22 protein-coding genes are annotated in these 23,994 nt (G+C 48.0%); 14 read left to right on the forward strand and 8 right to left on the reverse strand.

Annotated features, from left to right (window positions below):
- Nucleotides 1-178 precede the first annotated feature (178 nt).
- Nucleotides 179-1,018: a PepSY-like domain-containing protein gene (locus DWW23_RS05715; protein ID WP_122352302.1), complete on the reverse strand. Its 840-nt coding sequence runs from the start codon at nt 1,016-1,018 to the stop codon at nt 179-181.
- Nucleotides 1,019-1,198: 180 nt separating this feature from the next.
- Here DWW23_RS05715 and DWW23_RS05720 point away from each other — a divergent pair, with 180 nt between their 5' ends.
- From DWW23_RS05720 to DWW23_RS05735, 4 genes are all read left to right on the forward strand, one after another.
- Complete coding sequence (locus DWW23_RS05720) at nt 1,199-2,443, forward strand: efflux RND transporter periplasmic adaptor subunit (protein WP_122352303.1); 1,245 nt, start codon at nt 1,199-1,201, stop codon at nt 2,441-2,443.
- Between the two features lie 21 nt (nt 2,444-2,464).
- Nucleotides 2,465-3,736, forward strand: a complete 1,272-nt coding sequence (locus DWW23_RS05725) for an ABC transporter permease (protein WP_122352304.1) — start codon at nt 2,465-2,467, stop codon at nt 3,734-3,736.
- 22 nt (nt 3,737-3,758) lie between these two features.
- Complete coding sequence (locus DWW23_RS05730) at nt 3,759-5,021, forward strand: FtsX-like permease family protein (protein WP_122352305.1); 1,263 nt, start codon at nt 3,759-3,761, stop codon at nt 5,019-5,021.
- 349 nt (nt 5,022-5,370) lie between these two features.
- Nucleotides 5,371-6,036: an ABC transporter ATP-binding protein gene (locus tag DWW23_RS05735; protein ID WP_122352306.1), complete on the forward strand. Its 666-nt coding sequence runs from the start codon at nt 5,371-5,373 to the stop codon at nt 6,034-6,036.
- Nucleotides 6,037-6,564: 528 nt separating this feature from the next.
- Here the strand turns inward: DWW23_RS05735 and DWW23_RS05740 are convergent.
- Nucleotides 6,565-7,362: a DNA-binding domain-containing protein gene (locus DWW23_RS05740; RefSeq protein WP_122352307.1), complete on the reverse strand. Its 798-nt coding sequence runs from the start codon at nt 7,360-7,362 to the stop codon at nt 6,565-6,567.
- Between the two features lie 200 nt (nt 7,363-7,562).
- Between DWW23_RS05740 and DWW23_RS05745 the strand changes: the two genes are divergently transcribed.
- From DWW23_RS05745 to DWW23_RS05780, 8 genes are all read left to right on the forward strand, one after another.
- Nucleotides 7,563-8,870 carry an ABC transporter permease gene (locus DWW23_RS05745; RefSeq protein WP_122352308.1) on the forward strand — a complete coding sequence of 436 codons (1,308 nt, stop codon included), beginning with the start codon at nt 7,563-7,565 and terminating at the stop codon, nt 8,868-8,870.
- 15 nt (nt 8,871-8,885) lie between these two features.
- Entirely contained in the window at nt 8,886-10,166 is a 1,281-nt protein-coding gene (locus DWW23_RS05750) for an FtsX-like permease family protein (protein WP_122352309.1), read from the forward strand.
- Between the two features lie 157 nt (nt 10,167-10,323).
- On the forward strand, nt 10,324-11,631 hold the full coding sequence (locus tag DWW23_RS05755; protein ID WP_122352310.1) for an ABC transporter permease: 1,308 nt from the start codon (nt 10,324-10,326) through the stop codon (nt 11,629-11,631).
- Between the two features lie 10 nt (nt 11,632-11,641).
- Nucleotides 11,642-12,916 (forward strand): ABC transporter permease, encoded by a 1,275-nt coding sequence (locus DWW23_RS05760; protein WP_122352311.1) that lies wholly within the window; start codon nt 11,642-11,644, stop codon nt 12,914-12,916.
- Between the two features lie 158 nt (nt 12,917-13,074).
- On the forward strand, nt 13,075-14,355 hold the full coding sequence (locus tag DWW23_RS05765) for an ABC transporter permease (RefSeq protein WP_122352312.1): 1,281 nt from the start codon (nt 13,075-13,077) through the stop codon (nt 14,353-14,355).
- 13 nt (nt 14,356-14,368) lie between these two features.
- A complete protein-coding gene (locus tag DWW23_RS05770) occupies nt 14,369-15,634 on the forward strand; it encodes an ABC transporter permease (protein WP_122352313.1) in 1,266 nt (421 codons plus the stop codon).
- 55 nt (nt 15,635-15,689) lie between these two features.
- Nucleotides 15,690-16,976 (forward strand): ABC transporter permease, encoded by a 1,287-nt coding sequence (locus tag DWW23_RS05775; RefSeq protein ID WP_122352314.1) that lies wholly within the window; start codon nt 15,690-15,692, stop codon nt 16,974-16,976.
- A 12-nt stretch (nt 16,977-16,988) separates the two neighbouring features.
- The gene (locus tag DWW23_RS05780) at nt 16,989-18,239 is read left to right on the forward strand and encodes an ABC transporter permease (RefSeq protein WP_122352315.1); all 1,251 of its coding nucleotides are present in this window, start codon (nt 16,989-16,991) and stop codon (nt 18,237-18,239) included.
- A gap of 99 nt (nt 18,240-18,338) precedes the next feature.
- Here the strand turns inward: DWW23_RS05780 and DWW23_RS05785 are convergent, their stop codons facing one another.
- The 6 genes from DWW23_RS05785 to DWW23_RS05810 form a co-directional block, all read right to left on the reverse strand.
- Nucleotides 18,339-18,905 (reverse strand): phosphatase PAP2 family protein, encoded by a 567-nt coding sequence (locus tag DWW23_RS05785; RefSeq protein WP_122352316.1) that lies wholly within the window; start codon nt 18,903-18,905, stop codon nt 18,339-18,341.
- 34 nt (nt 18,906-18,939) lie between these two features.
- Nucleotides 18,940-19,116, reverse strand: coding sequence for a DUF4250 domain-containing protein (locus DWW23_RS05790; protein WP_122352368.1), 177 nt, complete (start codon nt 19,114-19,116; stop codon nt 18,940-18,942).
- A 61-nt stretch (nt 19,117-19,177) separates the two neighbouring features.
- The gene (locus DWW23_RS05795; protein ID WP_122352317.1) at nt 19,178-19,555 is read right to left on the reverse strand and encodes a diacylglycerol kinase; all 378 of its coding nucleotides are present in this window, start codon (nt 19,553-19,555) and stop codon (nt 19,178-19,180) included.
- Nucleotides 19,552-19,914 (reverse strand): DUF86 domain-containing protein, encoded by a 363-nt coding sequence (locus tag DWW23_RS05800; RefSeq protein ID WP_122352318.1) that lies wholly within the window; start codon nt 19,912-19,914, stop codon nt 19,552-19,554. The genes DWW23_RS05795 and DWW23_RS05800 overlap by 4 nt, the downstream gene beginning before the upstream one ends.
- The gene (locus DWW23_RS05805) at nt 19,907-20,203 is read right to left on the reverse strand and encodes a nucleotidyltransferase family protein (RefSeq protein WP_122352319.1); all 297 of its coding nucleotides are present in this window, start codon (nt 20,201-20,203) and stop codon (nt 19,907-19,909) included. Before DWW23_RS05805 ends, DWW23_RS05800 begins: the two co-directional genes overlap by 8 nt.
- 67 nt (nt 20,204-20,270) lie before the next feature.
- Entirely contained in the window at nt 20,271-21,545 is a 1,275-nt protein-coding gene (locus DWW23_RS05810; RefSeq protein WP_122352320.1) for a DNA recombination protein RmuC, read from the reverse strand.
- 159 nt (nt 21,546-21,704) lie between these two features.
- Between DWW23_RS05810 and tpx the strand changes: the two genes are divergently transcribed.
- Both tpx and DWW23_RS05820 read left to right on the forward strand, forming a co-directional pair.
- Nucleotides 21,705-22,208: a thiol peroxidase gene (gene tpx, locus DWW23_RS05815; RefSeq protein ID WP_122352321.1), complete on the forward strand. Its 504-nt coding sequence runs from the start codon at nt 21,705-21,707 to the stop codon at nt 22,206-22,208.
- 291 nt (nt 22,209-22,499) lie between these two features.
- Nucleotides 22,500-23,717, forward strand: a complete 1,218-nt coding sequence (locus DWW23_RS05820) for an MFS transporter (RefSeq protein ID WP_122352322.1) — start codon at nt 22,500-22,502, stop codon at nt 23,715-23,717.
- The last annotated feature ends 277 nt before the right edge of the window (nt 23,718-23,994 follow it).

The raw sequence follows: 23,994 nt of genomic DNA on the forward strand, positions 1-23,994 counted from the left end.
AAAGGCCTAAGCGGGTGAGCGTCCGCGAAGGGGAAAGACGAAGCGGTTAAAAAAACCGTTGTCTGAGCGTAGCGAGTTTCGGATTTTTCAGCGTAGTCTTTCACCGGAGCAGTGAAGCCGGTTCAGCCTTGATCTTTTGACTACTTTTCCATCAAGGGAAAAGTAGGTTTAAAATTACTTATTGTACGATATTTCCGATCGCATCGAACGTAACCTCCGTGCTCTGCCCATTGTGATCGACGGTAAAGGTATAGAATGTGCCGTTTGCATCGATCTTTACCAGGATTGATTCAATCGTATCTCCGACATAGCCCGTAGACTGGAAACTATCCATGATGATTTCCGGTACATTCTGCTCCGCGATCTGGTAGGAAGTGCTTTGCCATAAATAATTCTTATTCAACTGGGCAATCTTGTACACCTTTCCATCCAGCATATTCAGGATATACCCGTCGGCATTACTCTGTATATCCAGCAAGTCGCAGGTAGCAAAGGTGAATGCCATCAACGTATGCACCTCTGCCGGTATCACGATCGGGGCATCCTCATTCCCTTCATCATTTACCGCCTTGATAAGATTGCCGTACGGGGAGTAATACAGATCCATATCACTGTTCCCTTTCTCGGCATCGATCTTATAAACGACCGTCATGCTATCCCGGTTGATCGTATAGGAATCATCCACTTTCCAACCGGCATAAAGTCCGTTATCGAATGCGGCGGTCACCGCTTCCGGAAGCTGGTTGAAAGGCGTATCCGCTTTGTCCATCATCCATTTGCCCTGTTCGGTTAGCCACGCTTCGGTAGAGACACCGTTGTTCGTGAATTCCGCTACGTAGTAATTACCCTCTATCGTAAAGATCGGGTTGGAGGCATTCGGATATTTCTTGTTGAAAGCTTGCATGACCGGTTCGGTCGGTTCGATTGCATCTTTGTGATCATCGTCGTTATTGTCGCAACCAGCCAGCAAGATGGCTAAGCCCGCGAAAAGTGTGAAAAGTGTTGTTTTAGCATTCATACGTTTACTGTTTTAATGGTAATAAGAACAACCGTCATGCCTGGAATGTTTTCCGTAAAACCGAACACACTGTCCGATATTGAACACCCATTCATCCTTCCTTTTTGCACATAATCAGTTGTTTAGCTTTTTGGCACGGAGTTTGCCCCTAGGAGGGCAGAAATAAAAACAATACTAAATATGGATAGAGAGATATCGAAAGAGGTTCGGAGAAAAGAACAACGCAAACAGATCATCAAGATCGGAGCAGGGGTAGGGAGCATCGTTCTCGTCGTTGCCGTTGTCATCTCTTTTCTGCAAACCAGCCTGAATCGTAAAGACATCACTATTTCGAAAGTGGATAAAGGGGTGATCGAAGTATCGGTCAGCGCATCCGGGAAAGTGATTCCCGCCTTTGAAGAAATAATCAACTCACCGATCAATTCCCGCATCGTCGAGATCTATAAAAAAGGCGGCGACTCCGTGGATGTCGGTACCCCCATCCTGAAACTGGACCTGCAAAGTGCAGAAACCGAATACAACAAACTGCTGGACGAAGAACAGATGAAACGCCTGGAACTGGAAAAGCTGAAAGTCACCAACCAAAGCAAGCTGTCTGAAATGGAAATGAAACTGAAAGTATCCCGCATGGAACTCGACCGGAAAGCCGTGGAACTCCGTAACGAACGCTATCTCGACAGCCTCGGTGCCGGAACGACCGACAAAGTGCGCCAGGTAGAACTCGACTTCAACGTCAGCCAGCTCAAGCTGAAGGAAGACGAACAGAAATACATCAACGAACAAGCCCTTTCCGAAGCCGACCTGAAGGTAAAAGAACTCGACCTCAATATCTTCCGCAAAGGTCTTTCAGAAACGAAACGTACCCTCGACGATGCCCAGATCCGTTCGCCGCGTAAGGCTATCCTGACGTATGTGAACAACGAGATCGGTGCCCAGGTGCCACAGGGAACGAAAGTCGCCATCGTCTCCGACCTGTCCCATTTCAAGATCGAAGGAGAGATAGCCGACACGTATGGCGACCGTATCGCCGCAGGCAGCAAGGCGGTTGTTAAGATCGGCAGCGATAAGCTGGAAGGTACCGTCAGCGACGTTACCCCGCTTTCAAAGAACGGTGTCATCTCCTTTACCGTACAACTGGAGGAAGACAACCACCGCCGCCTCCGCTCCGGTCTGAAGACAGACGTATATGTAATGAACGCAATAAAAGACGACGTTTTGCGTATCGCTAATGCCTCTTATTACGTCGGCAAAGGCGAATATGAACTGTTCGTCATCAACGGCGACCAACTGCTGAAACGCAAAGTCCAGCTGGGCGACAGCAATTACGAATACGTGGAAGTGATCAGCGGCCTGCAACCCGGCGACGAAGTCATCGTCTCCGACATGAGCAGCTACAAGGATAAGAACAAGCTCAAAATCAAATAACCGTCCCTACCCAACAATAATATGATCAAACAATATATAAAACAAGCCCTGAGCATGCTGCGTGAGAATCCTCTCATCAGCGTGATATCCATACTCGGAACGGCACTGTCTATCGCAATGATAATGATCGTTATCCTGGTCTTTCAGGTACAGCTGACCAATTTTGTACCGGAGGTGAACCGCGACCGGATGCTCTATGTGGAACAAGGAACCGAGGTAAAGACAAAGAACAGCTGGAGCAGAGGAAACATGTCTGTCGAAGCTGTCCGCGAATGCTTCTATTCGTTGAAAACACCCGAAGCCGTATCTGCCTGGTTCACGATGTCATACCCTTTGTCGTTGCCCGGTAGGCAAATGTTTAAGACATATAAGATCTTTTATACCGATCCGGGTTTCTGGAAGGTCTACGCCTTCTCTTTTCTGGAAGGCAAGCCGTTCACGGAGGCAGACTTCACATCCGGCATTCACCAGGCTGTTGTCTGCGAGAGTGTTGCGAGGGGGCTGTATGGCACGACTCAGGTAGTAGGAAAGCCGGTCATCATCGACCGTCAGCCTTTTACGATTTGCGGGGTGGTGAAAGATGTCAGCCGTGCCTCCGACTCTTCCTACGGACAAGTCTGGACACCTTACACGACCAATCCGATGGTACTCAATATGGCATACCTTGAGAATATGTCGGGTGCTTTCAATACCTGCCTGTTGGCTCGCGATGCATCCGACTTCGATGCCATCCGCCAAGAACTGAAGGGACAGATCGCTCGTTATAACTCAACGAAGCAGGAAGCAGAGATTCATTTTTTCCACAACCCGATCACCCGTTTCGACAAGGCGATCGGTACCATCGGGCAGGTCAAAGTCGAACTGAAAGATTTCCTCGCGGAGATGGGTGGCTTGCTGCTTTTCCTACTGCTCGTTCCGGCGCTGAACCTGATGGGCGTGACGCAATCGGCGGTACAGAAACGCCGTGGGGAGATGGGCGTTCGTAAGGCATTCGGGGCAACCTCCGCTGTACTTGTACGCCAGGTTCTTTATGAGAACAGTGTGACGACCCTGCTGGGCGGTGTGATCGGCCTGATCCTTTCGTTCCTGCTTCTGACTGTCTGTCGCGACTTCTTGTTGCCCAATGCCGATACGACGTTGCAAGGCGATATGCTGTTTAAGCCCGGTATCTTCTTCATCGCCCTGTTATTCTGCCTGTTGCTCAATTTGCTCTCAGCCGGGATACCTGCCCTGCGCATTGCCAATGAACAGATAGCCGGCTCGTTGAAAGGAGAAGACTCGATAGATAAATAACAAGATAAAAGACGAAACGAAGATGATAAAGCATATACTAAAGATAATCTGGAACCAACGGCGCAGCAATGGCTGGATCTTTGCCGAACTTCTGGTTGTGGTCGGCATTCTATGGGTCATGATGGATTCACTGCTGGTGGATAAGTACACCTATTACCAACCGTTGGGTTTTAATATCGATAATGTTTATAAGGTGCAGTTGGGAGTTATTATGCCGGGTACTTCGGGGTACGTGGAAGACTCGTTACTCATCACCAGGCAAGGTGAGGACGTACTGCGCCTGGTCGACAACATCCGTCAGGAAGACAAGGTGGAAGAAGTTTCATTGTCCCACGTCGGCTGTGTCTATACGGAGAACCGTTCCTGGTCGACACTCTTCCGGGCTGATGCGGATACGTTTATCAAGGCAGGTTTCCGACAGTCGACCGTCACTCCCGAGTATTTTACCGTACTGCGGATAAAAGAAAAAGAGGGTAAGGAGCTTTCTCCACTTATCGGGCAACGGACCGGGATCGTTATTTCCGCCGATATGGAGCGTGCTTTCTACGGGGAGAAAGGTTCGGCCCGTGGGCAGTTTGTCAAGTATCATCCCGATAGTTCGGATGAGATGCTCGTCCTGGCGGTTTCCGGTTCCGTCCGCGAGTCGGAATATAAGGAGAGCATACCTTTCTTTTACCAGATACCCACCCGGGAGCAGCTGCTCGGGGATATTGAAGAGAATCAACCGCAGGCTGTCGACTGCCTGGTGCGAATGAAACCCGGTTTCCGGGCGGAAGACATGGAAGCACTCCTGCAAGGGATGGGCGACCGGCTGACGGTGAACAATGTCTACGTTTCGAGCGTCGTCCCGCTCAGTGAAATGAGAAGCCAGATTCTGAAGAGCCGCGAAGACAATATGAAGAAAAAGACCGCCCTGGTGGGTTTCATGCTGATCAACGTCTTCTTCGGCATCATCGGAACTTTCTGGTTGCGTACGCAGGCACGACAGGGGGAGATGGGATTGCGTGTCGCTCTCGGCTCGAACCGTCGTCAGCTTAGCCGCCTGATGAACCTCGAAGGGCTTATTCTGCTGGCTCTCACAATTCCCTTTCTGCTGGTATTTATAATGAATATGCTTTACTTCGATATGCCTGACACCTATCGTCTACCGTATACCTGGTGGCGGTTTGCGGCGACCTTTGGAGGAGCTTATCTGCTGATGGCAGGAATGATCACCCTCGGCATCTGGTTCCCGATCCGTAAAACGATGAAGATGAAACCGGCGGAGGCACTACATTATGAATAAGAAAATAAATATAGAAAGATGTGAGCCTATCAAGGTATAAGCCATCAGTCATAAATAAGACATGCCTAGTTACAGGTTCATTTGCCGTCTGCTTTAGCTGACGGATAAGTAAATGGTTTATCTCTTTGGACTTTAGTCCCATTTAAACAATCTCTCTATTGAAGAGAAATGTGGCTGAAGCCAAGAGAGAGAAACAACTGTAAACCGTCAGCTAAAGCAGACGGCAAATGAACCTGCAATTGCGAAGTCACATTGATAAGAGAATAGTTACCTCTGACTTTGATAAAGAGAGAACTTAAAACTGGTAAATAACGAATTAATCAATAATAACAATTAAATATCAAACATCATGATCAAGTTAACAAACCTCGAAAAGATCTACCGCACGAAGGAGATCGAAACAGTAGCCCTGGAAAATGTAAATCTGGATATCCGGAAAGGTGAATTCCTGAGCATCATGGGACCCTCCGGTTGTGGAAAGTCGACCTTGTTGAACATTATCGGCCTGCTGGACGCTCCGACAGGCGGTATGGTGGAAATTGCCGGTACGGATACGAGCCATATGAACGACAAGCAACTGGCAGCTTTCCGTAATAAGACGCTGGGCTTTGTCTTCCAGTCGTTCCATCTGATCAATTCCCTGAATGTACTGGATAATGTGGAGTTGCCGTTACTTTACCGCAACGTCTCTTCCTCCGAACGCCGCAAGGCAGCCGAAGCCGTTCTCGAAAAGGTCGGTCTGAGTCACCGTATGCGTCACTTCCCGACCCAGTTGTCTGGTGGTCAGTGCCAACGTGTAGCCATTGCCCGTGCGATCGTAGGTAACCCCGAGATCATCCTGGCGGATGAGCCGACCGGTAACCTGGACTCTAAGATGGGTATCGAGGTCATGGAAATACTTCATAAACTGAACAAGGAAGACGGACGTACCATCGTAATGGTAACCCACAACGAAGCACAGGCACAGCAGACCAGCCGTACGGTGCGTTTCTTCGACGGACGACAGGTTCAATAGATAGGTAAAGGGAAGGAGTTTCGGAGCGGATGAGAATCTAGGAAAAGGTGAAACCTTTTTTCAGTTGATAGGTGACAAGTGACAGTTGACAGTTAGGCTTCGCTGTCGAATTAGAAAGATTTGAGCTTATTCGAGCATAAGCCATCAGTCATAAATAAGACATGCTTAGTTACAGGTTCCTTTGCCGTCTGCTTCAGCTGACGGATTAGTAAATGATCTATCTCTTTGGACTTTAGTCCCATTTTAACAGTCTCTTTATGTGACGAGAAATGTGGCTAAAGCCAAAAAAGAGAAACGACTTGTAACCCGTCAGTTAAAACTGACGGCAAATGAACCTGCAATGGCTAAGTAACTTCGATGAGAGGATAGATCCGCTCCTGCTTGGGGATAACCCGGGTATCTCTGATATGTCGATATCTTTTGTCTGGGGAGGGGAGATGCCTAAGGTAGGGTGTCACACTATCTTGATAGTGTAGCTTGCCCTATCCTGATGGTGTAGTCGACCCTATCCTGATAGGGTTAACTGCACTATCCGGGTAGGGTGGGGTCGAGTATAGTAAAGGTGACAGACCCTATGCGAGGGTTTTTGTACAGGATATAGTTTGGATTGTACTGACTATGCACCTCCGCCACCCACCTGCCCGGTGTCAACGGCTCGGGCAGCATAAAGGCCAGGTGTGTCGACTCATTGATAAAAACCATCCGGGGATTGATGAAATACTTTTTCTCGCCCTCTTCCTGTCTGATGACGATGCCTACTTCCGGATGATCGCCCATCACTTTGAGACGGCTGCCATGAATGAAGAGCGGAAGAGTATAGTTGGCTGGGATAATGCAGAACTCGCGATCCTCCTGTTGACGGTAACAGTCATTATGGATGCTGACTTCGTTGGGTAGCGGTGCGTTGCGGTGGTAAGGGGTGACCTCCGCCGGAAACCAACCGGCCAGTTGATTAAGCCGGGGCGAAGGACGGAGTTTGATGCAAATCGCATGCCGTTCGCGGTCGAACTTCTCGTATTCAGTCTTGAAGCGGCCCTTGACGGTCATTTCCGTCCGCCCCAGTCCGAAGTCGACGTTGAAGCCGTCTTCGATGGCACCATATATCTCTTCCACCATCGTGCGGAAGGAAGCAATGAGCGTCCCGTGCGAATAGGAAGAACGATTCTTCACTGCGCGTTCGGCGATATCCTCGAGGGTCAGTGAAGGATGAAAAGGAAGTGTTCCTTTATAAAACGGTTCTTGTCCGGGGAGCTGGCTTTTGGTCAGGTTGACGAATAGTTTGCCGGGTTTGACGGTCATCTTCGATTGGGGAAGTTCTTTATCCATAAGACTTATAGGTTACTATTGAATGCAAAGATAGGTAATATGTCCGGACAATATACCATACCGGACACCGCAGTGTTCGAAACCGTGAGCACTGTTCGTTATTGAACACTTCCGGATTTGGTATTCATGCTTACTATCAGCTGGTTACATTTATGGCACGGCATTTGCCTTTGCAGAAACAAAACAAATAATATAGCACCATGTATAAACAATACTTCAAACAAGCCTGGAACCTGATGAAGCAAAACCGCTTCTTCAGTACCGTTTATATCATCGGTACGGGACTGGCCATTTCGATGGTAATGGTGATGGCGGTGGTTTACCATATCCGGACAGCGAATATAGCACCGGAGGTGAACCGTGACCGGACATGTTACGTGAGATATGTTTCTTATCGGGTAAACGATAACAAAGGGACGTTGAACAGCAGCTGCGGTACGCGGTTTGTAAAGGATGTGCTCTACAGCCTGAAGACACCCGAGGCGGTTGCCGTCACTACCGATCCCTCTATTGCACGTTTTATGCTGGGAGATATTTTTGTACAGGTACCCGGACACGATGAGATGCCGAAGGTCAATCTGCTGGGCTGCAACGACCAGTTCTGGAAAGTCTACTCGTTTAACTTCCGCGAAGGGAAACCGTTTACCGAAGCCGATTTCCAGTCTGGCTTTCCGCGTATGGTGCTGACTGAATCGTTGGCGCGCCGCCTGTTCGGAGAGAACGAAGCGACTGGGCAGACCTTATTGATTAATGAGGCGAGATATACCGTAAGTGGGGTAGTGGCCGATGTGTCCGGCGTTACTTCCGATGTCTATGCGGAAGTTTGGGTTCCTTACTCTTCTTTGAATGCTATTATGAAACAGATGACGAGTGAGCAGAACGGTTCGGCAGGACCTCTGATCGCAAATATCTTGCTTCATGATGAGAAAGATATCGGTGCGCTGACGGATGAATTGGCAGAGTCGGTGAAACGTTATAATACGGGGCTGGTCGAAGGGCAGGTTAAATATGGCGAGCCTGTATCCTATGCGAATAATATGATCGGTAACCTGTTCTATAAGGACAGGAAGCAAACCTATCTCATTCTGGTTATCGTATTGCTGCTTTTCCTGTTGGTTCCGGCGTTGAACCTGTCAGGATTGAATACGTCGCATATGCAGGATCGCATTCCGGAGGTCGGCATACGGAAAGCTTTCGGGGCATCGCGTTCGATCCTGTTGTCGCAGATATTTGCCGAGAATATGATACTGATGTTACCGGGGGGAATAGCCGGGTTGCTGTTTTCGTATGTGCTGGTGTTCCTTTTCCGGAATATCCTGTTGTCTTCCGGATTCTTTGCGATGCAGATGGGGACAGGTAATACGATAGCTCTTTCACCAGGGATGCTGTTGAATATGGAGGTGTTCTTTTACGCTTTCCTTATTTGTCTGGTGCTGAACCTGCTATCTTCAATGGTCCCGGCATGGCGGGCTGTCCGGGTGAATATTACAGATGCGTTGAACGGATAATAAAACGATAAGACAATGGTAACACATATATTGAAATTGATAAAAGCGCAGTTTCGCAGCAATAGCTGGGTGCTGGCAGAACTGCTGGTCGTATTTGTCGTGATGTGGTTTATGGCGGACTATTTCCTGATGCAGGGTGTTCTGATGAACCGTCCGGTAGGTTTCAAGCTGGATAATGTTTATCAGGCGGTCGTATCGCTTCGTCCGGCGGAAAGCCCTTCGTTCATTCAGTATGAGGAAGGAAGCGAGGAACCGTTGCAGAATTTCGAACGTATCATCGAACGCATCGGGCGGCATCCGGATGTGGAGGTAGTGGGGTTGTCGTATTATTCGTTGCCTTATACCTTCTCCAATATGGGCGATGGGATAAGGAGGGATTCTATTCGTTTGAATGTACGCAATATGATGGTTTCGCCAGACTATTTGCAAGTCTTTGGTATTCATTCCGCGGAAGGTGAATCTCCGGAGGAAATGGCACGTAAGTTATCGGAGCTGGTGAGCACTAAAGATTTGATGATTTCAGGAGAATTAGCCAGATCGTTGTTCGATCGGACTGATATACTGGGTAAAGAAGTCTATATGTCTGGTGATTCAATACCTAAGCGTATTGTGGTAGTAACGGAACCGGTACGTAACGATGAATATGATGCCGGAGATATGAATGTTTTCTTTACCCGGATGGATTTAACGGCTATGCAGCGGGAGTGGGGGATGAAAGAGAGCGATTTTACGGATGTGCAGGTTACGTTTCGAACCCGTCCGGGGAGTACTTTGCCTGACTATGCGCAGCATTTTCTTAAAGAGATGAAACTTCAGTTGAAGGCTGGGAACTTTTGGGTGTCGGATATAAAGCGTTTTGAGAATATTCGTGCCGACTTCCTGGCTAACTCAAAGGAAACCAACAACCGGAAGCTGTTCTCTGCACTGGGTGTTTTCTTCCTGGTAAACGTCTTCCTGGCCGTGATCGGTACTTTCTGGTTCCGCGTGAACCGTCGGCGCAGCGAACTGGGATTGCGTATGGCGGTCGGTTCCACCCGTTCGGGCATTCAGACGCTGATGATCGGGGAGGGAGTGGTTCTGCTGACACTTGCCGCACTCCCGGCCTTGCTGGTCTGTGCGAACCTGGTCTGGATGGATCTCCTTTCCGCTACGGTGATGCCTGCCGGTACGCTACGTTTCCTTGTCGTCAGCTTGATTACCTGGGCGACATTGGCATTGACGATCATCCTGGCAACCTGGTATCCGTCGCGCAAAGCGTCGCATCTGGAACCTGCCGAAGCCCTGCACTATGAATAAATCTTGTTCAAAGTCTATATTAGGGGACGCAGACGACGCAGATAACGCAGAGTTTCGCAGACTAATTAATATTCTTATCAGCGTTCTTCTGCGCTCTGTCTGCGTCGTCTGCGTTCCCTAATACGAACTGTATATACAAATATAAACAACAAAAGCTATGTATAAACAATACTTCAAACAAGCCTGGAACCTGATGAAGCAGAACCGCTTCTACAGCGCGGTCTACATTATCGGTACCGGACTGGCTATCTCGATGGTGATGGTCATGGCGATCGTGTACCATATCCGTACCGCCGACATCGCCCCTGAAGTGCACCGCGGTAAATACCTGTATATCGACCAGATGAAATATGAATGGGGTAAAAGCAGTTCCAATTTCTTCTGGGGCATTCGTTCTGCTAAAGAATGCCTGATGCCGTTGAAGTCGGCGAAGGAGGTGGCACTGATGACCAACACGGCCATTACAAGCATGCTTCATGGCGATACCTATGTGCAGATTCCAGGGGGAGACGACCCGCAGAAGGTGCAAGTGATGGGGACGAACAATAGCTTCTGGCGCCTCTTCTCTTTTTCTTTTATCGAAGGGAAGCCGTTTAGTGAGGAAGAGTTCCAGTCGGGCTTCCCCCGTGTGGTCGTTTCCGAATCGCTGGCACGCCGTATTTTTTCGACGACGACCGGTGTGACGGGAAAAAGCATCCTGCTCGATGATACCGAATATTCCGTCAGCGGTGTGGTAAAGGATATCTCTGCCGTTACACCGTCCGTTTATGCCGATATGTGGATGCCTTATACTTCCATACCGCTGATTATGGGGGCCTCTGGCGAACGTGATGTGTCGGTCGGCTTGCTGACGGTCTGTATTCTGCCTGCCGACGGGATGGGAGTCGATGAGGTGAGCCATGAACTGGAAGAAATGATCGACCGTTATAATACGACCCTGGCCGACGGAAAGCTCAGTATGATGAACGGGGTGGAGACGCATCTGACGCATGTGGTCCGCCAGTTTGTGATGGGCGGCTCCGTGACTGCGGTTTACCTGATACTCCTGTTTCTGATCCTGCTTTTTATGCTGATTCCGGCTCTGAACCTGTCCGGACTGAACGCTTCACGGATGCAGGATCGCATTTCCGAACTGGGTGTGCGGAAGGCTTTCGGGGCACGTAAGAACCGGTTGTTGACACAGGTACTGATAGAAAACTTATTGCTGATGCTGCCGGGCGGATTGGTCGGACTACTGGTCTCTTATGGAATGGTCGCGCTTTTCCAGCAGTTGCTGCTTACTCCGGGTATCATCGCCATGATACAGGGCAGTGTACAGACGGAACTGACATTCGGAATGCTGTTGAGTCCGGCTGTGTTCGGCTATGCTTTCCTGGTTTGCTTCGTCTTGAACCTGATGTCGTCGATGATCCCTGCCTGGCGTGCGATCCGTGTGAATATAACTGAGTCATTAAACCACAATTAAAGAGATAGATATGCTGTTACATATACTGAAACTGATCAAGACACAACGCCGCAGCAATACCTGGGTGTTTATCGAATTACTTGTCGTCTTCGTACTGCTCTGGTATGCTGTCGACCGGATGATGATGAATCGGATAACACAGGCACAACCGATGGAATATTCGTTTGAAAATGTCTATAAGGTGACGCTGGCAGTACGTCCTTCAAACAGCGCTTCCTTTATTGCCTACGAAAAGGGAAGCCAGGGGGCGGGAGAGGATTTCATGCGTATCATCCGCCAGTTGGAAGCACATCCCGACGTGCAGGTGGTAGGTATGGCAAACGAGGCTTCGATGCCTTATACGTATATGTCCAATTCGGATACTTACTTTCAGGAGAAAGATTCTCTTTTCCGGAATGCCTTAGACTTCAACGTTACGCCCGGTTATTTTCGTGTATTCGATATACATACAGCCGATGGCGGTTCATCGGACGAGTTGGCTGCTGCTATTCAGGAGGGTATCCTTATCAGTGAGCCGATGGCGATGGAATGTTTCGGTTCGGCGAAGGTGGACGGTCAGGAGTTGCTTATCCTTCAGGATGATACCTTACGTTTCCGTGTGAAGGGAGTGACGGGAGGCGTAAAACGCGAAGAGTTTAGCCAACCGCCTTCGATTGTCTTTAAAGAGATGAAGGAACGGAGTATCCTCAGGATGGGTGAACAGGAGCTGGGGAAGATGCAGATCTGTTTCCGGGTTCGTCCGAATGTCGCGGCGGAAAGTGCTTCCGAATATGCCGTCCGTTTTAAGAAAGAGATGAAACACCGGCTGGCGGCGGGAAACTTCTGGCTGGCGAATGTTCAATATTATCCCGATCTACGTACGAACTATCTGGCGACCTCGATGAATACGGGTGGGCAGAAGCTGGACGTTGCCATTAACCTCTTCCTGCTGATCAATGTCTTTTTGGCTGTGATCGGGACATTCTGGTTCCGTGTGAACCGCCGCCGTAACGAGCTGGGGATTCGCATGGCTGTCGGCTCTACCCGTCTCCGCCTGCAGCAGTTGCTGATCGGCGAGGGATTGATGATACTGACTATTACTGCCGTACCTGCCTTGTTGATCTGTGTGAATGTAGCCTTTGCCGGTCTGCTGAGCACGGAAGTCATGGAGGTGACTGTCGGTCGCCTGTTGCTTGTCAGCTTGCTGACATGGCTCTTGCTGGCTGTTATTATCACTTTAGCTGTCTGGTATCCGTCGCGCAAGGCGGCACATCTGGAACCGGCGGAAGCATTACATTATGAGTAAATCTTGTTCAAAGTCTATATTAGGGGACGCAGACGACGCAGATAACGCAGAGTTTCGCAGACTAATTAATATTCTTATCAGCGTTCTTCTGCGCTTTGTCTGCGTCGTCTGCGTTCCCTAATACGAACTGTATATACAAAATATAAACAACAAAAGCTATGTATAAACAATACTTCAAACAAACCATACAAATGATGAAGGAAAGTCCCTGGCTCACTTTCATCTCCATATTCGGTACGGCACTGGCGATATCGTTCATTATGACGATCATTATCAGCCATCAGGCCATGTACAAAAATATAGCTCCGGAGACCGCCCGCGAACGGACGCTTTATGTCAAATGGGTTGGCGTGCAGGATAAACTGACTGAGAGTACCCAGGCGAACGGTTACCTGTCGCTGAAGACGATCCGCGAGTGTTTCCAGTCGCTGGAGATACCGGAAGCGGTGAGCATCACTTCGCCGGCACAGTCACGCCTGGCAACGGTTCCCGGTAATCCGGGCGAACGCTGTTTCGTGCTCTTTACCGACGATGTGTTCTGGAAAATCTGTTCCTTCAACGTACTGAGGGGAAATCTCTACACCAAAGCCGAGTTTGATGCCGGTATCCGGAAAGTGGTGATCAGCGAATGGCTGGCACGCCGGATGTTCGGTACGATCGATCAGGTGGTGGGCAAGACCATGCAGTTTAGTTTTATAACCTATACGGTCTGTGCCGTGGTGGCGGATGTCACACCCCGTACTACATTCTCCTATGCTCATGCCTGGGTGCCTTTTACCGCAGCCGGTATTCCGGAGATAAAAGGTTCGGAAAATATCATGGGGCATTACAAATGTATGATCGTTGCCCGTTCGTCGTCCGACTTCGATGAGATACGCGACGAGATCACCCGGCAAACGGAACAGTATAATAATACGCTGGTCGATCATAAAGTCTATTTCTATGACCAGCCCGATACGAAATATGTGGAAGAGATGCGCTTCGGACCGGGGATGCCCAATATGCAGTCTATCTATCTCAGTGCCATCCTCCCGATTCTGATCGCCTTGCTGGTACCTGCCATCAACCTGTCGGGACTGACTTTGTCGCGGATGCAGGAGCGGGTGAGCGAACTGGGCGTACGTAAAGCCTTCGGCAGTACACGGGCGGGATTGCTCGGACAGATCGTGTACGAGAATATCGTGGTGTCGGTGATCAGCGGAATGCTGGGGTTACTGCTCTCTTATTGGTTCCTTTATCTGCTGAAAGATTCGATGTTCACGTCGTCTACCTATTTCGGCATGGATGTGACGGCGGAGGTTCCGGTATCGGCTCTGATCCGTCCGGAGGTGTTCCTGATCGCCTTCCTGTTCTGTTCTTTTCTGAACCTGCTGAGTGCCTGCGTTCCCGCATGGCGTGTGTCATCGATACCTATTGTTGAATCGTTAAAAGGAGAATGAGGAGGAACATATAATGATCAAACACCTGTTTACAATCATATGGAACCAGCGCAAGAGGAATATCTGGATCCTGACGGAACTGATGTTAATATCTGTCTGCCTGTGGTACGTCATCGATTATATGAGCGTGCTGTCCACGATAGTCCGTACCCCGCTGGGATTTGATATTGCGGATACCTACCGCGTCGATATCAAAGAACGTACCCCGGAAAGCGACGGCTATATCGATCCCGAAACGAAAGGAACGACTACCGGAGCCGACCTGCTGACAATCATGGAGCGTATCCGGCAGTATCCGTCCGTAGAAGAAGTATCTATGTCGATCGGCTCTCAGCCGTATGCTTCGACGGGATATACCAGCCAGGTTTATTACAGCCGCCTGTTCTATAAAGATACAGTGGGAGTGACTATGCAACGATATAAAGTGACACCTTCTTTCTTCCGTGTCTTCCGTATAGAGCGCGAAAGTGGGAATGGTCCGGCGTTGGCGGATGCACTCGACGTACATTCTATCATCTTGTCTGCCAATGGTGCCGAAGAGTTGCTGCCGGGAGAAAGTGCTCCGGGCAAGAGCCTGCAGATCGGGAAGGATGGTTACTTTAAAGAGGTGAAGGCGCTCTGCATACCTATCCGCTGGACGGAATATGAGAAGAGCAGACCTTGCTATTACTCCTTATTGTCGGAAGATGAGATAGCCGGTGAGCTTGGTTCGGGTGACCTGGAGAATATGGAACTGTGTATCCGTATCCGTCCCGATGCCGCGGCCCGTTTCAGTGAGGATTTCCGCCGGGATATGGGAGCGCAACTGTCGGTTGGAAACCTTTATTTGATGGATGTCCGCTCTTCTTCGCTGATAAGGGAAGCAATAGTGAGTCCGGTGGGAAGTGATATCCGGATGCGTCTGAATTTGTTGGTTTTCCTGAGTATCAATATCTTTTTGGGAATCTCCGGTACATTTTGGTTCCGCACGCAGCATCGCTGGGGAGAGATGGGGTTACGTGTAGCCCTGGGCTCCACCAGGCACGGCCTACGGGCATTGCTGATAGGCGAAGGGCTGGTCATGCTTGCTTTGGCTATGCTGCCTGCCGTTGTTATCAGTTTCAACCTGGGGATAGCCGAACTGGTCAACCTTAATTGGGCGGACTTTACCGCTGTCCGTTTCCTGACGGGGATTGCCCTGACCGGCTTGCTCATGGCATTGATGATCATCTCGGGTATCCTGTATCCGGCATGGCGCGCCGTGAGAATGAAACCGGCGGAAGCCTTGCGTTATGAATAAACTATCTCGTACGGGCGGTTCGCGAACCGCCCTTGCATAAACAACAATAACGACTATGTATAAACTCTATTTCAAACAAGCCCTGGCCATGCTGAAGGAGAATAAACTTCTCAGCCTGATCTCTATTCTGGGAACAGCTTTGGCTATCTGTATGATCATGGTGATGGTGATCACTTACGAGGTGAGGGTAAATAACTATTCGCCAGAGGACAACCGCGACCGGACCATGTATGTGCGGTGGGGCGGACGTGACTTTAAAGGTGCAAATCATGGTAACGGTTACCTCTCTCTGAAAACGATCCGGGAATGTATCCAAACGATGGAAACGCCGGAAGCCGTCGCCATCGTTTCCCCTTGGCGCAGCCAGCTGGCTTCCATTCCGGGAGGGCAGGAGAAGAAAGATTGCCTGATGCTGTTTACCGACGATGTATTCTGGAAGATATTCAACTTCGACTTTGTGTCCGGTAGCCCGTATACGAAAGAGGAGGTGCAGTCGGGTATCAAAAAGGTCGTTATCGCAGAGTCGCTTGCCAATAGGCTTTATGGTACTTCCGATGCAGCTGGCAAGACGATCATGATTAGCTATAAGCCCTATACCGTCAGTGGCGTGGTGAAGGATGTGTCTACGATTGCCAAAGCTTCGTATTCCGAAGTATGGGTGTCTTATTCGGCAGAGCCTTTCCCTGATGATCCCTGGGCGGAGAGTATCACCGGCTGGTACCAGGCTATTATCCTGGCACATTCTCCTTCCGATTTCGATGCCATCCGGCAGAATTTGGACAGACAGTTGGTTCGCTATAATGGTTCGCTGGCCGATTACAAACTCAATCTGTACGACCAGCCCGACACCCATCTGGAGTGGGAGATCAAAGGGTTGACGGCAATAGGCCCCGATAAGACAAAGACTATCCTGCAATATGTGCTGGTGATCGTTATTCTGTTGCTTGTACCTGCCATCAACCTGTCGGGAATGACTTTGTCGCAGATGCGGAAGCGTATGTCGGAGATCGGTATCCGTAAGGCATTCGGGGCAACCCGGGGAACGCTGGTGGTGCAGATCCTTTCGGAGAGTATGCTGTTGACCCTGCTGGGAGGTCTCATCGGATTGTTTATCTCTTATATCGCGATCTGGCTGATGCGTACCTGGTTGCTGAGCAACAGTTTTGCTTCTATCTCTTCTGTCTTTGGAGGTACGCCGGCGTTGTCGGTGACGGAGCTGCTTAACCCGGTGATATTCCTCTATGCCTTTGTGTTCTGCCTGATACTGAATTTGTTGTCGGCGGGAATACCGGCTTACCGGATGGCCCGGAAGAATGTGATGGAAGCGTTGAACGAATACTAAACTCATACGAAGATGATCAATCATATATTAAAACAAATATGGAACCAGCGGAAGAGTAACGGCTGGTTGTTCGGCGAACTGCTGCTTGTTGCCGTTTGCCTGTGGTACATAGTCGATTTTTTGCTGGTGACGCTGTATGCTTTCAATGCTCCTATGGGGTTTGATATCGACCATACCTATAAGTTCCAGTTCAGTGCACGTGAAGAAGGTGCCGAAGGATATTTGTCGTCCGAAGAACATCCGGCAACCGTAGGTGAGGATTTGTGGGATGCGATGAACAGGCTCAGGCTGCATGCGGGGGTGGAAGCGGTTGCTTTGTCGAGATTCGGTGTACCGTATAACGATATAATCAATTATATGTCTTTGGGACGTGATACGGTGGTGGAGAAAACGGCTTGCCGTATCTATTACGTAACGCCGGAATATTTCGATGTCTACCGTATCCCTGCGGCACCGGGAAGTAATCGGCAGCCGGGAGAGGGTGTGACTGCCAATAGCATTGTCCTGACAAAAGATGCAGCCGATAAGATATTCGAGGGGGAGGATGCCTTCGGAAAGATTGTCTATTCCGGCGATAATACCTGGACGACTAAAGTAGGAGCTATTTGTGGGGTTGTCCGTAGTTCGGAATTTAAGCGGCCCAGACCGAATGTGTATCTCTGTATGGGGGAAGGGAATATAAAAACGATAAATGCCGATTTCCTTCCCTGGGCCGAAGTCTCGGTAAGGGTGAAACCGGAAGCGGACAGGGATTTTGCCGATACCTTTATGAAAGAGAATAGTAATCAGGTGGAGATTGGAAATCTTTATCTGCAGAGTATCACACCCCTGTCTGTTTTACGGGAGGACGGCATACGTGACGGCAAAGGGGAGATGAATACCCGTTTGTCTATCCTGCTCTTCCTGCTGATCAATATATTTCTGGGAATAGTCGGTACGTTCTGGTTTCGTACCCGTCAGCGGCAGGGGGAAATGGGACTTCGCATGGCATTAGGTTCTACCCGCAGCCAGCTGCGGAGCACTGTCCTGGGAGAAGGCATCTTGTTGCTGACTCTAGCCTTTATTCCGACGGTAGTGATCTGTGTCAATATCATGTTGGCAGATCTGACGAATACGGTGCTGATGGATAACACGGTCCTTCGTTTTGTCGTAGGCATGCTGATCACGTATCTGTTGATCGTAGGGATGATCATTGCCGGAATCTGGTATCCGGCCAATGAGGCGGCGCGCCTGCAACCGGCGGAGGCTTTACATTATGAGTGATTATTTCTCATATAAATTACATTAGCCACATAGAGCTAATAAAGCCCGGATCTGTAGCGAGTACATGTCCGGGCTGTTTTTTATCTGTGCCGTATGTCGTCAGAAAGTCATCGAGGCATAAATACCGAAATGTTTGTCACCGGCAAGCGGGCTGAGTGTCAGGTTATGCTTTTGGGCGAACGGACGGGTAAAGATATAGGCACTGCCGATACCCATAGCGGCTCCGGCTGCCACGTCCCACCAGTCATGTTTCTTGGCATACGTACGGCTCCAACCTACATAGGTCGCTACGGCATATGCCGGAATACCCCATTTCCAACCATATCTGCGTTGGATAAAAGCTGCTCCGGTAAAAGATACCGAGGTGTGCATGGAAGGGAAGGAATGATTGTCGCTGCCGTCCGGACGTTCTTTCTTGATCAGATACTTCAGGGCATATGTCATTCCGACGGTACTTACACCAGCCAGTGCTCCTTGCTTCAATCCTTGCCAGTCCTGTAAGATCAATACCGTCGCCAGGCTGGCTGCCGGAGTCAGGCAGGCAAGTACGTCGCCCGAGGTGCGGACGGCTTTCCGGCTGCCGCTTAACTTGACTTCTTGTGCATGACCGTGGAAACAGGCGATAAAGGCCAGGAGGAAGACAAAGAGATAGGTTGTACGTTTCATATATTTATTGTTAGTGCAAATATAGAAACGGAGGTTACCAGAACTTATTGTTCTCGGCACTGTACTCAAAGCCGGCAATTGCCAACTTGTGGACAAGCATATCCTTGTCTACGTCCATCTTACTGCATAATTCATCGAGTGATGCATAACGGTCGCGCAGTTTCATGTTGACTACGCTGAAGAGCATCATCGGATCTTCGGGAAGTTTCATTGTTCTCATCATTTAAATTAAATAACTGTTATTGATTCTATTTTGTTTAAAACGTGTGGTTTCAGCATAAAGCGATTAGTTTAGGGAAAAAGATAATTCCGCCTACGATTGCGGCGGCAATAGCCATGATCAATACGGCTCCCGCCGCCAGGTCTTTGGTTCGTTTAATGGCTTCACTGTATTCCGGCGAAACGAAGTCCGCTATCGCTTCCAGTGCCGAGTTGACTGCTTCGGCAGCCAGTACGGCCCCGATCACGATCACGACAGCGATCCACTCCATTTCTGACAGTCCCAGCAAAATACCGGCGACAACCACACAAACAGCAGCAAAACAATGTATCCAGGCATTATGTTCCCGGGTAATCAATAAACGTATCCCATTGAAAGCATACCCGAAACTCCGTAACCGTTTGCGGAAAGTAAAACCGTCGTTTTTCATCTGTTTATCCTGTTCTCTTTTTCATTATCAATAATGGCTTCAATCTGAGGAATAAGAACCGGTATAATATTTTTAGCAACATCCCACACAATGAGATAATTAACGCCCATATAATCATGAATTAACTTATCTCTCATACCTGCCATTTGTTTCCATGAAATGTCATTCCATTCATATTTTACATCAGCCGGAATTTTCTTAGTCGCTTCACCTATGATTTCCAGGCTACGGGTAACAGCTCTTTTTAATGTTTCATCCGATAAGAACTGGTACATAGGCAAACTATCCGTTACAACAGATGTGACGTAGTAACATTCTTGAAGTATATGCTGTAAATAAACGATATGTGATTTAGACATATTCTACTTCATTGAGGATTTGTTTGCCAATGAAAGGGCTGAGACCTTTTAATGTGACTATATCCAGTTTATGTTTATGAAAGAAATTTTCCAGGATATCACATACTGAAATATAGTTTTGATAGGTTTCTTTTCCTTCCTGGAAATCTATCAAAATATCAATATCGCTATTCTTTTTGTTCTCACCGCGTATAGTGGAACCAAAAAGGCCGATCTTGCTTACCCCGTATTGGGACGAGAGCGTCTCTTTTAAGAATGCGAGCTTTTTTAGTACTATATCCCTTTTCATACGAACATGTTTACTGATACAAAGGAAATAATAATTCTTTATCTCTGCAAATTAGTATGATCTAAAATTAAGCCTCTATATTATCCTCATCCTCCGTCAACGGTCCCAATTCCGGAATGATCGCACGAGCTTCGCGGTCGCTCAATGTATCGACATCTTTCAGCTTTCGCTGGATAGCGCGGGTACGGGTACCGAGTACTTCTTCTATCTGGCCGCTGGCCGTTTGCAGGTTCTTTTGTGCTTTCTCCAGCATGCCGCCCACCTTTTCGAACTCCTTTTTTACGGCACCGAGAATGGTCCATACTTCTCCCGAATGTTTCTGGATAGCCAGTGTTCGGAAGCCCATTTGCAAACTGTTCAAGATGGCGGCAAGCGTAGTAGGCCCCGTTACAACCACTTTGTAAGTACGCTGTAACTCTTCCATCAAAGCAGAACGGCGTACCACTTCGGCATAAATACCTTCGAACGGCAGGAACATGATACCGAAATCGGTCGTCGCAGGCGGAGCCAGGTATTTGTCGGAAATATCTTTAGCCATCTTCTTGATAGTCGTTTCCAGTAACTTCCCGGCAGCCTCGATCGCCTGCGGATCGGCATTGTCGTAGGCATCCAGCAACTGTTCGTAGATATCTTTCGGGAATTTGGCATCTATCGGAAGATAAACGTATTCGCGTATATCATCCCGTCCCGGCAACTTGACGGCAAATTCGACGACAGCATCCGAACCTTTACGGGTATGAACATTGGCCTCATATTGTTCCGGAGCCAGTATCTGTTCCAGCAACATGCTCAGTTGTATCTCTCCGATATTCCCCCGTGTCTTGACATTGCTCAATACCCGTTTCAGGCCGCCTACATCCTGTGCCAGTGTCTGCATTTCCCCGAGTCCTTTCTGTACACTCTCCAGTTGTTCGGTGACCAGGCGGAACGACTGACCGATCCGGTCGTTCAATGTTTTTTGTAATTTCTCGTCTACCGTAACACGGATCTCCTCCAAACGTTTTTCGGTGTTTGCTACCAACATGCGCTGCTGTTCGTCCAGGTTGGCGAACTTTTCCCGTTGCAGGTTGTTAAAGGAAGCGATCCCCCGGTCGAAAGCTTCCCGAAATTCGTTCATGGAACGGGTCAGCTCTTCCCTGTTATCGCGGGCAACGATGCGGCCTTCTTCGCGGTTCAGGCGGAAGTCCTCCCGGAAGTTTTTTTCAATGCGTTCGAAGGAACGCTGCATTTCATCCAGCAGGCGTTTCAATTCGTTTTGTGTATCGGTATTGTCCTTTTTAGGACGGAATAAGATCTGTAAAACAATGATGATAAGTAATGTACAAATAATCAACCAATCCATGTCATTCAATTTTGCGTCAAAGATAGAAAAACTGTTCTCTGAACAAGTAATTAAAAAGAGTTAAAAGGAAAAACATTATTCTTTAACTTTTGTTTTAGTCATACAAAGCCGCTTATATTTGTGAGCCGCTTTTAACGTAAAACATAAAATACTACAAAGATGGCAAAAATAACATTTAAAGGTAATGAAGTAAATACCAACGGTACATTACCAGCAGTTGGAGCAGAGGCTCCGGATTTCAAAGGAGTAAAAAGTGATCTAACGGAATTATCTCTCAAAGAATTGAAAGGTAAGAATGTTGTAATTAACGTATTTCCCAGTCTGGACACTGCTGTGTGCGCCGCTTCGGTGAGACGTTTCAACAAAGAAGCCGCTTCTTTACCCAACACTGTGGTACTTGCCGTATCAAAAGATTTACCTTTTGCACATGGACGCTTCTGTACGACGGAAGGCATCGATAAAGTGATCACACTTTCTGCATTCCGGTGTTCATGTTTTGAAGATAAGTACGGGATGCTGATGGTTGACGGTCCGCTGAAAGGTCTATTGGCCCGTGGCGTGATAGTTGTCAACGAAGCAGGTAAAGTGGTTTATGAGGAACTCGTTTCCGAAATTACCAACGAACCGAATTACGAAGCCGCAATCGCTTCGCTAAAAAACTAATTAAGTAGATTATTGTTTTTCATTGGTTAAAGTTAAGGGTTAGTGTAGAAGGCTGTCGGATGTGAATCCCGCAGCCTTCGTTTTTTTAGAGTTTGGTATATCGGAATTTATTCGTATCATTGCATCAAATTAAATCATCTTATGTGTTCAATAACTTCTAAATTTGGTTTCGTTTACTTTGTGTAACGGCAGATAAGAGCCATCTTATCTTTTGAACCTACGTTTCGATTCCCTGTCATGGCTATGGGGAACCCTCTTTTCTACATATTTTATTTTAATTAAAAAGAAGTTATGAATAACTGGAAAAAAGTATTCGCTATTATATGGACAGGTCAGTTCTTCTCTATCCTGACCAGTTCGATCGTTAATTTCGCTATCATTTTATGGCTTAGTTTTGAAACTAAATCGGCTGAGGTATTGGCTTTTGCTGCCATAGCCGCCATGCTTCCGCAGTCGATACTCGGGTTGTTTGCAGGTATATTTGTCGACCGCTGGAAGAGGAAGCGGGTCATGATCATGGCGGATAGCTTCATTGCTTTCTGTACGCTGATCCTTGCTTTCCTGTTCTATCTGGATGTAGCGAAGCTCGGACATGTGTATATCCTACTGGCTTTGCGTTCGGTAGGATCGGCATTTCATATGCCGGCGATGCAGGCTTCCGTACCTTTACTGGCTCCTAAGTCGGAACTGATCCGTATAGCCGGGATCAATCAGATTATTCAGTCGGCCTGTAATATTGCCGGACCTGCTCTGGCAGCACTTTTTATTTCCTTTATGGAGATGACGAATATATTGCTGTTGGATGTGATCGGGGCAGCATTGGCTTGTACTTCACTTCTGTTTGTAAAGATTCCTGATCCGGAGAATGAAGAGAGAAGTCAAAAGGTACAACTATTGAAGGAAGCCAAAGAAGCCTATACGGAGGTACGTGCGCAAAATGGATTGTCGTGGTTGTTTGTCCTGTCTATCCTGGCTACTTTCTTTATTATGCCGGTCGGTGTGTTGTTCCCTTTGATGACACTGAATCACTATTCGGGGAATGCTTATCAGATCAGCTTGGTCGAGGCAGCTTGGGGGATAGGTGCTTTGCTAGGAGGAGCCTTCCTGGGAATCAAGAAGTTTAAACTGAACGAGATCTCATTGATAAACTGGATGTATCTTCTGCTCGGATTTACATTCTTGTTGTCTGGTGTCCTGCCTGTTTCAGGATATCCTTTGTTTGTGGGGTTGACGGCCATTGGCGGCATATCCGGTTCTCTTTATATGGCTTCCTTCACTACCGTACTGCAAACCCGTATCAATCCGGTAGTGATGGGGCGGGTATTCTCGTTTTATATGAGTGTCAGCCTTCTTCCTTCGATGATAGGATTATTGAGTACTGGTTTTCTGGCTGATAATATCGGAATAGGGAATACCTTTATAATTGGCGGTGTACTGGTCGGGATGATCGGGGTAATTTCATTTTTCGTACCGTCGATAAGAAAGTTGCGAGATAGCTTTATTCCATAACTTGTCAGAGAAGAATTAAAAATACTTATTGTATAAAATGGCTTTTATTGTAGACGGTGAACATCTATAATACAGGCCATTTATGACATAGTTCTGATAGAACTATTTTATATTTATGCTGCAAATATAGTATATTTTTTATTATAAATAGCTTATTGAAACAATTAAATTAATAATAGTCAATCTTTAAACTGAGTAATGTTAATAATTGATCTAAGAAAATAAGTTAATCTTAAGTAGCGGTAGTTTTCAATTCCTTTTTGTTTATCTTATTGTA

Source organism: Parabacteroides sp. AF14-59 (genome assembly GCF_003479515.1).
GTDB lineage: Bacteria > Bacteroidota > Bacteroidia > Bacteroidales > Tannerellaceae > Parabacteroides > Parabacteroides faecis.